Below are 13,467 nucleotides of genomic sequence, written 5' to 3'. Positions count from 1 at the left end.
TCGACTTTTTTCTTACATTTGAATAATAAATATCTTCATATGAAAAAAATATTTTGGGCACTTGTGATTTCTACAACTATGATTTCGTGTGCTACAATTTCTAAAATTGGTTCTAAACAAGAATCTGTAGCCAATACAAAATGGACTTTGGTAGATAATAATTTTTCAGGAGCGAAAGCACCTACTTTAGTAATAGAAGGAAAGAGAATTACAGGAAATGGTGGTTGCAATAACTATTTTTCTGATGTGGTGATTACCACTTCAACTGGGACTTTTGATGTAGGAAATGTAGGAGCTACTAAAATGGCTTGTGATAATATGATGACTGAGCAAAGTTATTTCACAGTGTTAGAACAAGTGAATAAATATGTAGTTAATGAAGGTTATTTAGAACTTTATAAAGATAATTTATTGCTATTGAAATTTAAGAAACAATAAAAAAAGAATCCTCGAAAATTACTTCGAGGATTCTTTTATGATTTAGTCTTCATCTTCTTCGTCATCATACTTAGCTAACTCTTCATCGCACCATTTGAATGCTTGTTCTACTACTTGAGTAGCTTCGTTAGCGATGGTTTCTTCGTCGTCACCTTCTAGATCATCTAACCATTCTACCTCTTCTTCTTCTACGTTTAGGATGAATCTTGGGTATTCTGTGTGTACTACAAATAAATCTTCTGGAAATTCAGAATTATCTGCCATTAAAAATTTAGGGAGTTTCATATTTTTAGAATTTTAATTTCTTAAGTACAAAGTTAATGAAATTTATTTATTGAAATTTGTTTTTGTTCATTTTCACTTTAGATTCTATCTTAAATTTTGTTAAAACTTCTTTTTTCAAAGAATCTTCAGGTTTTTCGGTGATGTAAACTCTTGGGTTTATCGTGCTGATGATTTCAGAAATTTTAGAACTGCTGAAATTTTCGTCTTTTATTGGTCGGTAATAGTAAATTTTACTGTCCATAAGTTTTTCTTTAACCAAAAATTCCTTCATTTGTTTTCTGTTTTCCAAATAATTACCTCTGGAAAGCCAACTGAACACAAAACCTGTCATTAAACTTAAAAAAGCGATGGCAAAAACCAATTTTCCAAAAATTTGATGAAGTTTTTTGAAATAAACCAGCCAAATTCCGAAAGTAAACGGCGCCAATAATCGATAATCTAAAGGATCTGTTTGATAAAAATACTGAATCAAAAACGAACAAATCATCCCGAATATCGATAAGAAAACCATCATTTTTTCGGTTGCCGAAAGTTTATTTTTGATGAAAATAAAGGTAAAAAATGCAATATTCAAAAAGCCAATACCCAGAATTCCTACATTCAGAATTCCACCATTTGGATTGAGAATATGTATGAAAGGATTGAAACTAGTTCCGATAGCTAAAAAGAACTCTTTTACGAGCAATGAAGTTGGTTTTAAGCCAATTTCTAGAAATTTATTGACGTAATTTTGGTTAAAAACATCAATGAAGAAGAGTTTATAACCTGCAACATAAATAAGTCCAATAATACTCGAAATAATGTAAAATTTTGCGAAATTTTTCTTGTAATTCAGCACTCCAAAAGCGAATAATCCACCCATGAAAAACAAACCGCTATAACGAATGTTAAAAAGCAAAATAACGGATAGACTCAATAACAAAACGCTCAGAATTTTAGAATATTTCTCCAATAAAACATTTCTTGCCACATAGAAAAATACGAATAAAAAGGGCAAGAATAATGTTTCGCTAAGTGTAGCTGCAAACAAGGAAATCATAGAGAATAACGCCCCAACTAAAAGGCTTTCTCGCCAATAAAATTTCTTTTTCCAACCGAAAAACACCATGAAAAGATAACACAATATTCCCAAAATTTTACTTGACCAAAATTCATCTGTAAACACAGTGAAAACCTTTATGAATAAAGGATAAAGTAGAGGAGCAGTAGTATTGTCGATTTCTGGAAAAACGTGAGCTTGTCTCATAAAACGGATAGAATCTGGTGTGACTCTTCCTTTTTCGTTGAGCAAAAAACGCAAAATAATCATCACCAAAGTAATGACGAATACTGAGATTTTTAAATATTTTTCTTGAGTTCGGTTTCGCATAATAAAGTCCTTCTCCTTTAGGAGAAAGGTTTAAGTTGAGGTTTATTTCACAAACATTTTTGCTACTTTTTCTGCTTTTTTAGATTCTGAATAGTCATAGAAACCTTCGCCTGATTTTACACCTAATTTTCCTGCAGTTACCATATTCACTAAGAGTGGATTTGGAGCATATTTAGGATTTTTGAATCCGTCATACATAACATTGAGAATTGCCAAACAAACGTCTAATCCTATGAAATCTGCCAACTGAAGTGGTCCCATTGGATGAGCCATTCCTAGTTTCATTACGGTATCAATTTCTTCTACACCAGCAACTCCGTTGTAAAGGGTTTCAATCGCTTCGTTAATCATTGGCATTAGAATTCTGTTGGCCACAAAACCAGGATAATCGTTCACTTCTACAGGAACTTTTCCTAGCGTTTTAGACATTTCAAAAATCGCATCAAAAGTTTCTTTAGAAGTAGAATAACCTTTGATGATTTCTACCAATTTCATAATCGGAACTGGATTCATAAAGTGCATTCCGATTACTTTTTCTGGACGCTTTGTAGCCGAAGCAATTTTAGTGATAGAAATAGATGAAGTATTGGTGGCGAGAATACAATTTTCTGGCGCAAATTCATCCATTTGTTGAAAGATTTTGAGTTTTAATTCTTGGTTTTCTGTTGCAGCTTCTACTATTAAATCTGCGTTTCCACAAGCATCTGAAAGTTGGGTAAACTTTGAAATATTTCCCAGAGTTTCGGCTTTTTGTTCTTCGGTAAGGTTTCCTTTGGCAATAATTCTGTCAAGATTTTTTGAAATAATAGAAAGTGCTCTATCTAAATTCTCTTGTTTTACATCTACCAAATTTACTTTAAAACCAGTTTGAGCAAAAGTATGGGCAATTCCGTTTCCCATGGTTCCAGCTCCTATTACGACGATGTTTTTGTTCATATAATTAATTCAATATTTAAAATTCAAAATTCAAGATTTTATTTGTGCGTTTAGTTTGTCATTCCGTAGGAAACCTAATGAAGTAGTTCGACGAAGTTAATCTAAATTATTTATTTCCAATTAAAAAAGAACCCAGATTTCGGCTTATTCAAACTTTCATAAACCACTTTAGAAATATCCGAAATTATTTTTTCATTTACACCAAAGTTTTCTTTGGAGTCGCTTACAAAAACACTTATAGCGTATTTTTTTCCATTTGGTAAAGTAACAATTCCAATATTATTTATAGCAGGAGTAATTCCATTTTCTGTAAAAGACGTTCCCGTTCTATGTGCAACTTCTGTTCCTTTGGGAATTCCTGCAACTAAACGATTTTTACCAGTTGATGTTTCTACCATTAATTTATAAAGAAAATTGGTAGAGTTTTTTGAAATTAATTCTTTATCAAAAAAAACTTTTAAAGTATTGTTTGCTGATTTTGTAGTGGTATAATTCTGATATTGAAGATTAAGGATTTTATGGCAATCTTCTTCATTAAATTTTATTTGTGTGTTTTTAATTTTTTTATCGTCAAGAAAATTTTGAACCGTTTTTGTTCCATCAATTAATCTTAAAATTATATCAGTACAATTATTATCACTTTCTGAAACCATCCATTTTAGAGCTTCACCTAAAGTTATTTCAAAATTTCCTTCGGGATTTTTCTCACGAATTGGACTCCAAGTTTGAGGTAACAATTCAGATTTTTTGATGAAAACTTTTTGGTCAAGCGAAAGTTTACCTTGATCTACCAAGTCCAAAACCGCCAAAGCAATATGAAATTTAAAAACACTTTGCATCGGAAGTTTTTTCTCTGCATTATTGTTGTTGTATTGAAATGGAAAATCTATTCCCAAAACAGAAACCGCAACTGTAGCTTTTTTTCCTTCGGTAATTTTAGAAATTTCTTTTTTCAGTTCGGCTTTTTGTGCACAACTAAAAATGGAGATGAGTAGAAAAAGTATGGTGAGTTTTTTCATTTTAAAATTTTATGCGATTAGTTTGTCATTGACTCCGTAGAATCTTCGATTTCCGGAGGAATCTAAATATCGTGGTAAAATTGTTTTGTATAGATTCCTTCGGAAAGACAAACTTTGTTTATTCTATTTTTAAGACTTTCAGCTTCCAGCTTCCATCATCCAGACAAATTACGAAATCAACTTCATAATCTCCAAAGCTACTTTCAGCGCTTCTGTTCCGTCTTCTAATGAAACTTCTACTTCACGGTTTTCATTAATCGCATCAGCAAAAGAATTCAACTCGTCTAAAATTGCATTATTCGGTTGAATGTTAGGATATTCAAATAAAATTTGAGATTTTTCACCATCTGCATTTTCGATAATCATGTCAAAATCGGTAGGATGTTCTGGAGCTTCTTTCATTCTGATGACTTCCGCTTTTTTCTCCAAGAAATCTACAGAAATATAAGCATCTTGTTGGAAAAAACGAGATTTTCTCATCGCTTTCATCGAAATTCTAGAAGTAGTCAAATTCGCTACGCAACCGTTTTCAAACTCAATTCTCGCATTACAAATATCCGGTGTTTTAGAAACCACGCAAACTCCACTTGCGTGAATGTTTTTCACCTTAGATTTTACAATAGAAAGCAAAATGTCCAAGTCGTGAATCATCAAATCCAGAACCACCGAAACATCTGTTCCTCTCGGATTAAATTCTGCCAATCGGTGAATTTCGATGAACATAGGATTTTGGATGAAATCTTTGGTCGCAATAAACGCTGGATTATATCTTTCTACGTGTCCTACTTGTGCTTTTATGCCGTTTTCTCTGCATTTATAGAGAATTTCTTCCGCTTGTTTCAGTGTTTGGGTTACTGGTTTTTCTATAAAAAAATGAAGCCCTTTTTCTATGGCTTTCATGGCATAATCGTAATGATAAACAGTAGGCGTAACGATGTCTAACATGTCTATTTCCGCCAATAAATCATCGAAATTTTCAAAATATTTGTATCCGAACTCTGCTTCTAGTTTTTTTCCGTTTTCTACATCTTTGTCGTGAAAACCTACGAGTTCATATTTATCTGATTGATTAAGAAGTCTTAAGTGAATTTTTCCAAGGTGACCAGCACCTACTAAACCTGCCTTTAACATAGAAATTTTGTTTCTTCAAATTTAATTGATTAACGCAAAGTTCGCAAAGAATTTCTTTAAATACTTTTAAAATATTTTTAAGATATGCAAAGATTCATCAAAGATGAATTGCAAAGCACACAAATTTATATAAATTCAGCGTTCATTTTGTATAGAAAATCTTTGATTTTCACCTTTGCGAACATTGCTGAGCGAAGCGACTTAAAAATTAAGCGAAATCAAAAATAAATCTTTGCGTTTAAAAACTTTTCAAGTATTTTTGTGAAATGCAGGACTCATTTGTACATAAAGGAAAACGTAAAATTTTAGTAGAATATCTACGCGAAAAAATTGGAATTTCAGATGAAAATGTGTTAAAAGCCATGAATGAAGTTCCGCGTCATCTTTTTTTAGAAAGTGTTTTTGAGGATTTTGCTTATGAAGACAGGGCATTTCCTATTGCGGCTAATCAAACCATTTCGCATCCTTCTACTGTTGCCGAACAAACCGAATTGTTAGAAGTTCAGGAAAAGGAAAAAATTCTGGAAATTGGTACAGGTTGTGGGTATCAAACTGCGGTTTTGGTCACCATGAATGCTTTTGTTTACACCGTAGAAAGACAAAAAGATTTACACGATTTTGCCCAAAAAAAACTGCGTGAAATGCATCTTCGTCCGAAATTTCAAAGTTTTGGCGATGGATTTTTAGGTTTGCCTACTTTTGCGCCTTTTGATAAAATTTTGGTGACTTGTGGAGCAGAAATTCTTCCTGTAGAACTGTTGAAACAACTCAAAATAGGAGGAAAAATGGTCATTCCTATGGGAAAAACAGACGAACAGATTCTCTATAGATTTACCAAAATTTCTGAAAAAGAATTTGAAAAAGAAGAATTCGGAGCGTATAAATTCGTTCCGATGTTGCAGGATAGAAATAAATAAAAATGATGAAAACTTTTGAAGATATCGTTCATTACCGCCGTTCTGTAAGGCATTATCAAAATGTAGAAATAGATTCAGAAAAGGTGAAACATTGTATAGAATTGGCTACTTTATCGCCCAATTCTTCTAATATGCAACTGTGGGAATTTTACCACGTTACTGAGCCAGAAATTTTAAAAAAATTGGCGGTTGCTTGTTTGAGTCAGGAAGCAGCAGCTACTGCAAAACAAATGGTGGTTTTCGTGACGCGACAAGATTTGCACAGAAAAAGAGCCAAAAAAATGGCAGAACTAGAAACGCAAAACGTCTTGAAAAATACACCTCCGGAAAAACAAGAAAAACGAATCAAGCGTTGGCAAATGTATTACGGAAAAGTAATGCCGTTTTTGTATTCTAAATTTCTAGGAATTCTAGGAATTTTTAGAAAAATTTTAGTCAATGTGATTGGTGTTTTCAGACCAATTACCTATCAAGTTTCAGAAAATGATGCGAGAGTAGTAGTACATAAAACGTGTGCTTTGGCGGCGCAAACCTTCATGTTGGCGATGAGCAATGAAGGTTATGATACTTGTCCGATGGAAGGTTTTGACAGCAGAAGAGTGAAAAAGATTCTCAATTTACCTTTTGGTGCAGAAATTAATATGATAGTTTCTTGCGGAATAAGAGATGAAAAAGGAGTTTGGGGCGATAGAATGAGAGTGGATTTTGAAGAGGTTTATAAAAGATTATAAATTTTGATTTTAAATTGAAATTTTATTGTTGAATATTTTTAAAGTTTTGTTCCGTAGGAACAATATCTGTGTAGAAAATAATATTGTTTTAAGTGGCGTTCCGTAGGAACGCTATCTTTTTTATAGAAATTTGGTTTTTATTTTTCAATTTTAATATCTTTAAGAACTTATATTTTTAGAATAATTACATCTAAAATTTATAATTAAAAATCTAAATTAAAAATGACTTTCCAACAACAGATACAACAAGGAATTCCAACCGAACTTCCTCAACCAAAACCATACGAACCTCAAATTAATCATGCTCCGAAACGTAAAGAAATTCTCAATGAAGAAGAGAAAAAGTTAGCGCTAAAGAATGCTTTACGTTATTTTGAACCGAAATTTCATGCAGAATTGTTGCCAGAATTTCGTGAAGAGTTAGAGAAATATGGTAGAATTTACATGTATCGTTTTCGTCCAGATTACGAAATGTATGCAAGACCAATTTCAGAATATCCAGGGAATTCTTTACAGGCGAAATCTATTATGCTCATGATTCAAAATAATTTGAGTTATGCAGTGGCGCAACATCCTCATGAATTGATAACTTACGGTGGAAATGGGGCGGTTTTCCAAAATTGGGCGCAATATCTTTTGACTATGAAATATTTGTCAGAAATGACAGACGAACAAACTTTGGTGATGTATTCTGGGCATCCTCTTGGTTTATTTCCAAGTCATAAAGATGCTCCAAGAGTAGTAGTAACGAACGGAATGGTGATTCCAAATTATTCTAAACCAGATGATTGGGAGAAATTTAACGCTTTGGGAGTTTCGCAATATGGACAAATGACCGCAGGAAGTTATATGTACATTGGTCCGCAAGGAATTGTGCACGGAACTACGATTACGGTTCTGAATGCTTTTAGAAAAATTAAAAAATCACCAAAAGGAGGACTTTTTGTAACTTCTGGTTTAGGCGGAATGTCTGGAGCTCAACCAAAAGCAGGAAATATTGCAGGTTGTATCACGGTTTGTGCCGAAGTGAATCCTAAAATTACCAAAATTCGTCACGAACAAAAATGGGTTGATGAAATTCATGAAAATCTAGATGAATTAGTTGCTAGAGTAAGAAAAGCACAAGAAAATGAAGAAACTGTTTCTTTGGCTTATCTCGGAAATGTGGTAGAAGTTTGGGAAAAGTTTGAACAAGAAAATTTAAAAATTGATATCGGAAGCGACCAAACTTCGCTACACAATCCTTGGGCTGGAGGTTATTATCCTGTCGGAATTTCTTTTGAAGATTCCAATAAGATGATGGCGGAAAATCCAGAATTATTCAAGGAAAAAGTTCAGGAAAGTTTAAGAAGACACGCTGCTACAATTAATAAACACACCGAAAAAGGAACGTATTTCTTTGATTATGGAAACGCTTTTCTGCTTGAATGTTCTAGAGCTGGAGCCGATGTTTTGGCAGAAAACCCAACTTTGGGAAGAGAGTTTAAATATCCAAGTTATGTTCAAGATATAATGGGACCGATGTGTTTTGATTACGGATTTGGACCGTTTCGTTGGGTTTGTGCTTCAGGAAAACCTGAAGATTTACAAAAAACCGATGAAATCGCTTGCGAAGTTTTAGAAGAAATCATGAAAAATTCTCCAGAAGAGATTCAGCAACAAATGCAAGACAACATTACTTGGATTAAAGGAGCGCAAGAAAATAATTTGGTTGTTGGTTCACAAGCGAGAATTCTCTACGCCGACGCAGAAGGTAGAATGAAAATTGCCGAAAAATTTAATCAAGCCATTAAAAATGGAGAAATTGGCCCTGTTGTTTTGGGAAGGGATCATCACGATGTTTCTGGAACAGATTCACCTTACAGAGAAACGTCTAATATTTATGACGGAAGCCGTTTTACAGCAGATATGGCGATTCATAATGTAATTGGCGACAGTTTCCGAGGTGCAACTTGGGTTTCAATTCACAATGGAGGTGGAGTTGGTTGGGGAGAAGTGATTAATGGTGGTTTCGGAATGTTATTGGATGGTTCTGAAGATGCCGACCGAAGATTAAAATCAATGCTTTTTTGGGATGTAAACAACGGAATTTCCAGAAGAAGTTGGGCTAGAAATGAAGGTGCAATCTTTGCCATAAAACGCGCAATGGAAGCAGAGCCGAACTTGAAAGTGACGTTGCCGAATTTTGTGGATGAGAGTTTATTTTAAACTTAAAATGAAATTGTTTTATAAGATAAATTTCAGATTTTCAATATTTTAAACTTCCTTTTTAATAAGGGAGTTTTTTATAAATAACTATTATAGTAAAATTCTATACTAAAAATAATTAATTAAATAATTAATTTACTAATTTTGAAAAAAGAATTTTAATGCTATTAATGATTAAATAAAGTTATTTTTCATCATTAGTGCTTAAGTTGTTTTTTGCTCAATGGAATTATTCATGTGATTGACAAGGTCATTCTTCCATAATTTCATAGTTTTATAATGGTTGTTTTTAAGGGGAAATGACGCTTTCAATAAGCGTCATTTCTATTTCTTATCGTATTTTCTAAACAAATGTTTTATTTTTACTAAAAAATATATTTTGATGTATAAAAAATTAATTACCAGTTTACTTTTATTAGTGACCACAGTAGTTTTGGCACAAGTAGGAAGTGTTACCATCTCGGTTTTTGATGAATTTTCTAAAAAACCGATTTCTGCAACGGTAAAAATTCAAAATTTTGAACAAACTTTTACTGGAAACGGAAGTGTTTCTATTACAGATTTAATGTCAGGAAATTACAATTTCGAAATCTTTTCTGAAGGTTATGATGTTGGTTTTCTGAATGATATCAACGTAGTTCCGAATCAAAATCTTACGTTTTCTATCGGATTAAATAAATCAGCAAAACAAATTCAGGAAGTTACTTTAACTAAAAAATTATACAAAACCACAGCAGAATCCCCAATTTCCCTTAGAAATATTACAAGCGAAGAAGTGCAAAAAAATGCAGGTTCTAACCGTGATGTTTCTAAAGCAATTTTAAGTTTTCCAGGAGTGGGAAGTACAGCAACTTTCTGAAATGACCTTTTTATCCGTGGAGGAAGTTCTGCAGAAAATAAATTTTACATTGATGGAATTGAAGTTCCTGTAATTAATCACTTCCAAACGCAAGGAGCAAGTGGTGGACCAAGAGGAATTATCACCGTAGATTTCATCAAAGATGTAGATTTTTATAGCGGTGCTTTTCCTGCAAAGAGAAATGGCGTTTTGTCTTCGCTTTTTGAATTTAATTTAAAACAAGCTAGAAAAGATAAACTAGGTTACAAAGCGATTGTAGGTCTTGATGATTTACAATTGATGATGGATGGACCGCTGAGCAAAGACCAATCATGGAGCGGATTATTTTCTGTGAGAAAATCTAATCTTCAGTTGCTGTTCAAAGGAATTGGTTTGCCTTTTTTGCCAAGTTATTATGATGCAACATTCAAAGTGTCTAAAAAATATAAATCTGGTGACGAATTGTATTTCATAGGTTTAGGAGCAAAAGACCAATTTGAATATAATTTTGATGCTAAAAAAACACTTAATAATCTAACTTTGATAGACAGATTGCCTAATTCACCACAGTGGAATTATACTTTTGGAGCTGGTTATAGACATTTGGTGGAAAACGGAAACTGGTTATTTACGTTGAGCCGAAATATGCTCGATAATCAAGTGATTAAATATTACAGAAATATAGAAACTCCAGATAATTTATTGTACAATTATCAGTCTAGAGAAGCCGAAAATAAATTGAGAATTGACAGAAATTTCAGTTGGAATGATTATCAATTCAGCGCGGGAACCAATATTAATTTCGCAAAGTATACCAATGATTCTACCGTGAAACAAGTCAATCAAAATTCGGTAGATTTTGATGTGATAAACTCTGAATTAAATCTTGTTCAATATGGATTGTATCTACAAACGGCGAAGAAATTTTTCGAAAATAAAGTACAAGTTTCACTAGGTGCGAGATTAGATGCAAGCAATTATTCTGATTTAACCAATAATCCTTTAGAACAATTTTCTCCAAGATTTTCATTGAATTATAAATTTGCAGAAAATTGGGCGTTTAATTTTAATACAGGGATTTTCTATCAACTTCCAGCTTACACGAGTTTAGGACTAAAACTGAATGATGCTTTGGTGAATGAAAATACTTTAAAATACATCAGAAATGCACATTTAGTGGGTGGTTTAGAATTTAATGGAAAAGACAATTTAAGAATTACCGTAGAAGGTTACTATAAAAAATATAAAAACTATCCTTTCTCACTCAGAAACCAAATTTCTCTAGCGAATTTAGGTGGAGGTTTCGGAGTGGTAGGAAATGAACCTGTAGATTCTAGAGGTTTCGGAGAAACGTATGGTTTTGAAGTTTTAGCTCAAAAAAGAACTTTGAACAATTTCTACGGAATTGTAGCCTATACTTTTGGGAATTCTAAATTTTCTAATGCTAATGGAGATTTATTGCCTTCAAGTTGGGATTCTAAACATATCCTTTCTTTAACTACAGGAAAATATTTTAATAGAAATTGGAATGTAGGTGCAAGATTTAGATTGCAATCTGGTTTGCCAGAAACGCCTTATGATTTAAACAGAAGTGCTTTGGTTAATATTTGGAACATTGCCAATGGTCCAGTTTCTAATTTTGCACAATTAAATACTTTGATAGGAAATGTAGCGCATCAATTAGACATTAGAGCAGAGAAAAAATGGATTTTCAGCAAATGGCAATTTACATTTTATATGGATGTAGTGAATGTATATGGTTCTAAAAACGCCAGCAATTTGCCAGTGGTAAATCTGCAAAGAGATGCTTCGGATAACGGAATTATTGCCAATCCTAATGCTCCACAAGATCAACAGTATTATTTGTTAGATGTAGGAGAATCTGACAGAAATATGCCACTTCCTTATTTCGGATTTATATTTGAATTCTAAAAACTCAAACCTTCAAGGTTTATTTTCCTTTGATTTCTTTTAGAATCCATTCTAATTCTACATCTTTTCGTTCCAGAATTTGTTGAAAAGTAGGTTTTATTTCTACATCTGGAGTTACACCTTTCATGGTATGAGTGAATTCTATATTGGGCTGAACTAAAAACAAACCAATCGGCAATTTTAGTTTAGAATTTGGCAGTTTTTCAGTACTGTAGATTCCAGCAACTGTTCCGTCATTGGCGCCACCCGTTTCTTCTCCTATAATCATGGCGCGCTTGTCGTTTTTTAATTTTGCAGAAATTATAGAAGATGCAGAAAAACTGCTTCCGTTGATGAGTACATAAATTTCCCCTTCGAAAGCATCTTTTTTAGGCTTTTTCGGGGTGAAAATGTTCTGAGATTTTAAAAAGTATTTATCGTTTTTATGACGAACCATCAATAAACTGGTTAATTTAGATTGTAAATATCCTATTGCAGCAATCGGTTTCAGATAATTTGGAAAGTGCGAAAAATAATCAGCTTGAGTAATGGAAGTTCTATTAGCAATCTCAAAGTCATTAATGAATCTAAATTTATCTTTTGCTAAATAGCTGTACAAATTGGTAATTTCAGCAAGAGAACCACCCAAATTATCTCTGATGTCTAAGATGAGGTACTTGGATTTTGCCTTTTTGATTTCTCGAAAAGTTTCTCTGTAAAATTTTTGAGAATAAGTCCCCGAAAATGTTTTGATTTTGATGTACGCTACACTGCTGTCTTTTTCTAAAAATTTCAAATTTCTATTGAAACTTTTGGTCACTGGATTGTAGTCTTTGGTTTTCTTTTCTTCAGTAGGTTTTTTATCGGTTTTTTCCTTCTTTTTATCTTCTTTTGATTTTTTTTCTCGGGTAACAATTTTTTGGTCAAGGGTATTTTCGGATTTTAAATCTATTTTCACGCTGTCCATTATTCCATATTCTACCGTGAAAAAAGTAGGAAATCTTCTCGCCATCGAATATTTTTGATAGGTGGTGTTGTAGCCATCACTGGTGATAAGTGGTTCGTATTTTTTAAGTAGTTTTTTGGTTTCTAAATTGTTAATGGCAATGATGTCTGAACCGTTTTTGATATTGGCAACTTTTTCTGGGTTGTCTTTTACATAGAGTTTGTCGTTTTCTACATAATAAGATAACCTTCCTAGAAGTCCTTTTTGTTCTTTGAGTTTTTTAATTTCCTTCTTGGTAAGTTTTTTCTCGGGCGGAACCAATCTTAAATGACCTTGTCTCACTTCAGCAACAACCGGTGCGAGTTTAAAATAAAATTCTAAAGGCTTTAATGGTTCACGAATCGTGTTTTTAAGACTGTCAAATTTATAATCTAATTTCTCTTTGGGAATATAAGTATATAGAGTAGGATGAAGTTTTTGAAGTTTTAGATAGGCGTAATCTATATCTTGTTTTAGCTTTTCGCTGGAAATGGGCTTTTCAAGTCTTTCATTGTACTTTTTTACTGAAATACAAGAATTTAGAGTTAAAATTAAGAGGAGGAATGCAATTTTTTTCATAAATTTATTTGTTCAAAAATAAGATTTTTTAAAAAGAATATCAATAGTTATAATTTATTGAAATTTTATTTTTGATTGTCAAAATCTATAACTCGAATTTTTTTAATGAATTGAAATTAT

At 32.6% G+C, this 13,467-nt stretch carries 12 protein-coding genes; 6 read left to right on the top strand and 6 right to left on the bottom strand.

Annotated elements, in window-relative coordinates; genetic code table 11:
• The first annotated feature begins 39 nt into the window (after positions 1–39).
• The gene (locus tag KKQ79_RS07105) at positions 40–438 is read left to right on the top strand and encodes an META domain-containing protein (RefSeq protein ID WP_213189539.1); all 399 of its coding nucleotides are present in this window, start codon (positions 40–42) and stop codon (positions 436–438) included.
• A gap of 42 nt (positions 439–480) precedes the next feature.
• On the opposite strand, the gene KKQ79_RS07100 is transcribed toward KKQ79_RS07105, so the two are convergent.
• The 5 genes from KKQ79_RS07100 to KKQ79_RS07080 form a co-directional block, all read right to left on the bottom strand.
• Complete coding sequence (locus KKQ79_RS07100) at positions 481–723, bottom strand: hypothetical protein (RefSeq protein ID WP_069796870.1); 243 nt, start codon at positions 721–723, stop codon at positions 481–483.
• A gap of 46 nt (positions 724–769) precedes the next feature.
• On the bottom strand, positions 770–2,092 hold the full coding sequence (locus tag KKQ79_RS07095) for a hypothetical protein (protein ID WP_213189538.1): 1,323 nt from the start codon (positions 2,090–2,092) through the stop codon (positions 770–772).
• Between the two features lie 42 nt (positions 2,093–2,134).
• On the bottom strand, positions 2,135–3,028 hold the full coding sequence (locus tag KKQ79_RS07090) for a 3-hydroxyacyl-CoA dehydrogenase family protein (RefSeq protein WP_213189537.1): 894 nt from the start codon (positions 3,026–3,028) through the stop codon (positions 2,135–2,137).
• 110 nt (positions 3,029–3,138) lie between these two features.
• Entirely contained in the window at positions 3,139–4,047 is a 909-nt protein-coding gene (gene bla, locus KKQ79_RS07085) for a class A beta-lactamase, subclass A2 (RefSeq protein ID WP_213189536.1), read from the bottom strand.
• A gap of 168 nt (positions 4,048–4,215) precedes the next feature.
• Positions 4,216–5,178, bottom strand: a complete 963-nt coding sequence (locus KKQ79_RS07080; protein WP_069796860.1) for a Gfo/Idh/MocA family protein — start codon at positions 5,176–5,178, stop codon at positions 4,216–4,218.
• 266 nt (positions 5,179–5,444) lie between these two features.
• On the opposite strand from KKQ79_RS07080, the gene KKQ79_RS07075 reads away from it, so the two are divergent.
• From KKQ79_RS07075 to KKQ79_RS07060, 5 genes are all read left to right on the top strand, one after another.
• On the top strand, positions 5,445–6,095 hold the full coding sequence (locus KKQ79_RS07075) for a protein-L-isoaspartate(D-aspartate) O-methyltransferase (RefSeq protein WP_213189535.1): 651 nt from the start codon (positions 5,445–5,447) through the stop codon (positions 6,093–6,095).
• Between the two features lie 2 nt (positions 6,096–6,097).
• Positions 6,098–6,826 carry a nitroreductase family protein gene (locus KKQ79_RS07070; protein WP_250131210.1) on the top strand — a complete coding sequence of 243 codons (729 nt, stop codon included), beginning with the start codon at positions 6,098–6,100 and terminating at the stop codon, positions 6,824–6,826.
• Positions 6,827–7,048: 222 nt separating this feature from the next.
• A complete protein-coding gene (hutU, locus tag KKQ79_RS07065) occupies positions 7,049–9,034 on the top strand; it encodes a urocanate hydratase (RefSeq protein ID WP_213189534.1) in 1,986 nt (661 codons plus the stop codon).
• A 382-nt stretch (positions 9,035–9,416) separates the two neighbouring features.
• Positions 9,417–9,893 (top strand): carboxypeptidase-like regulatory domain-containing protein, encoded by a 477-nt coding sequence (locus tag KKQ79_RS13895; RefSeq protein WP_250131209.1) that lies wholly within the window; start codon positions 9,417–9,419, stop codon positions 9,891–9,893.
• A gap of 189 nt (positions 9,894–10,082) precedes the next feature.
• The gene (locus KKQ79_RS07060; protein WP_250131208.1) at positions 10,083–11,804 is read left to right on the top strand and encodes a TonB-dependent receptor plug domain-containing protein; all 1,722 of its coding nucleotides are present in this window, start codon (positions 10,083–10,085) and stop codon (positions 11,802–11,804) included.
• Between the two features lie 19 nt (positions 11,805–11,823).
• On the opposite strand, the gene KKQ79_RS07055 is transcribed toward KKQ79_RS07060, so the two are convergent.
• A complete protein-coding gene (locus KKQ79_RS07055; protein ID WP_213189533.1) occupies positions 11,824–13,347 on the bottom strand; it encodes a S41 family peptidase in 1,524 nt (507 codons plus the stop codon).
• Positions 13,348–13,467: the final 120 nt, after the last annotated feature.

Origin of the sequence: Cloacibacterium caeni (genome assembly GCF_907163125.1) — a bacterium.
GTDB classification, from domain to species: Bacteria; Bacteroidota; Bacteroidia; order Flavobacteriales; family Weeksellaceae; genus Cloacibacterium; species Cloacibacterium caeni_B.
The sequence above is the reverse complement of the archived record's forward strand: the minus strand, read 5'-3'. Positions and strand labels throughout refer to the sequence as shown.

Coding starts and splice junctions, on each gene's coding strand:
- KKQ79_RS07095 (WP_213189538.1), bottom strand. CDS start 2,092: ATGCGAAACCGAACTCAAGAAAAATATTTAAAAATCTCAGTATTCGTC.
- KKQ79_RS07080 (WP_069796860.1), bottom strand. CDS start 5,178: ATGTTAAAGGCAGGTTTAGTAGGTGCTGGTCACCTTGGAAAAATTCAC.
- KKQ79_RS07075 (WP_213189535.1), top strand. CDS start 5,445: ATGCAGGACTCATTTGTACATAAAGGAAAACGTAAAATTTTAGTAGAA.
- KKQ79_RS07070 (WP_250131210.1), top strand. CDS start 6,098: ATGATGAAAACTTTTGAAGATATCGTTCATTACCGCCGTTCTGTAAGG.
- KKQ79_RS07100 (WP_069796870.1), bottom strand. CDS start 723: ATGAAACTCCCTAAATTTTTAATGGCAGATAATTCTGAATTTCCAGAA.
- hutU (WP_213189534.1), top strand. CDS start 7,049: ATGACTTTCCAACAACAGATACAACAAGGAATTCCAACCGAACTTCCT.
- KKQ79_RS07055 (WP_213189533.1), bottom strand. CDS start 13,347: ATGAAAAAAATTGCATTCCTCCTCTTAATTTTAACTCTAAATTCTTGT.
- bla (WP_213189536.1), bottom strand. CDS start 4,047: ATGAAAAAACTCACCATACTTTTTCTACTCATCTCCATTTTTAGTTGT.
- KKQ79_RS07105 (WP_213189539.1), top strand. CDS start 40: ATGAAAAAAATATTTTGGGCACTTGTGATTTCTACAACTATGATTTCG.
- KKQ79_RS07090 (WP_213189537.1), bottom strand. CDS start 3,028: ATGAACAAAAACATCGTCGTAATAGGAGCTGGAACCATGGGAAACGGA.
- KKQ79_RS13895 (WP_250131209.1), top strand. CDS start 9,417: ATGTATAAAAAATTAATTACCAGTTTACTTTTATTAGTGACCACAGTA.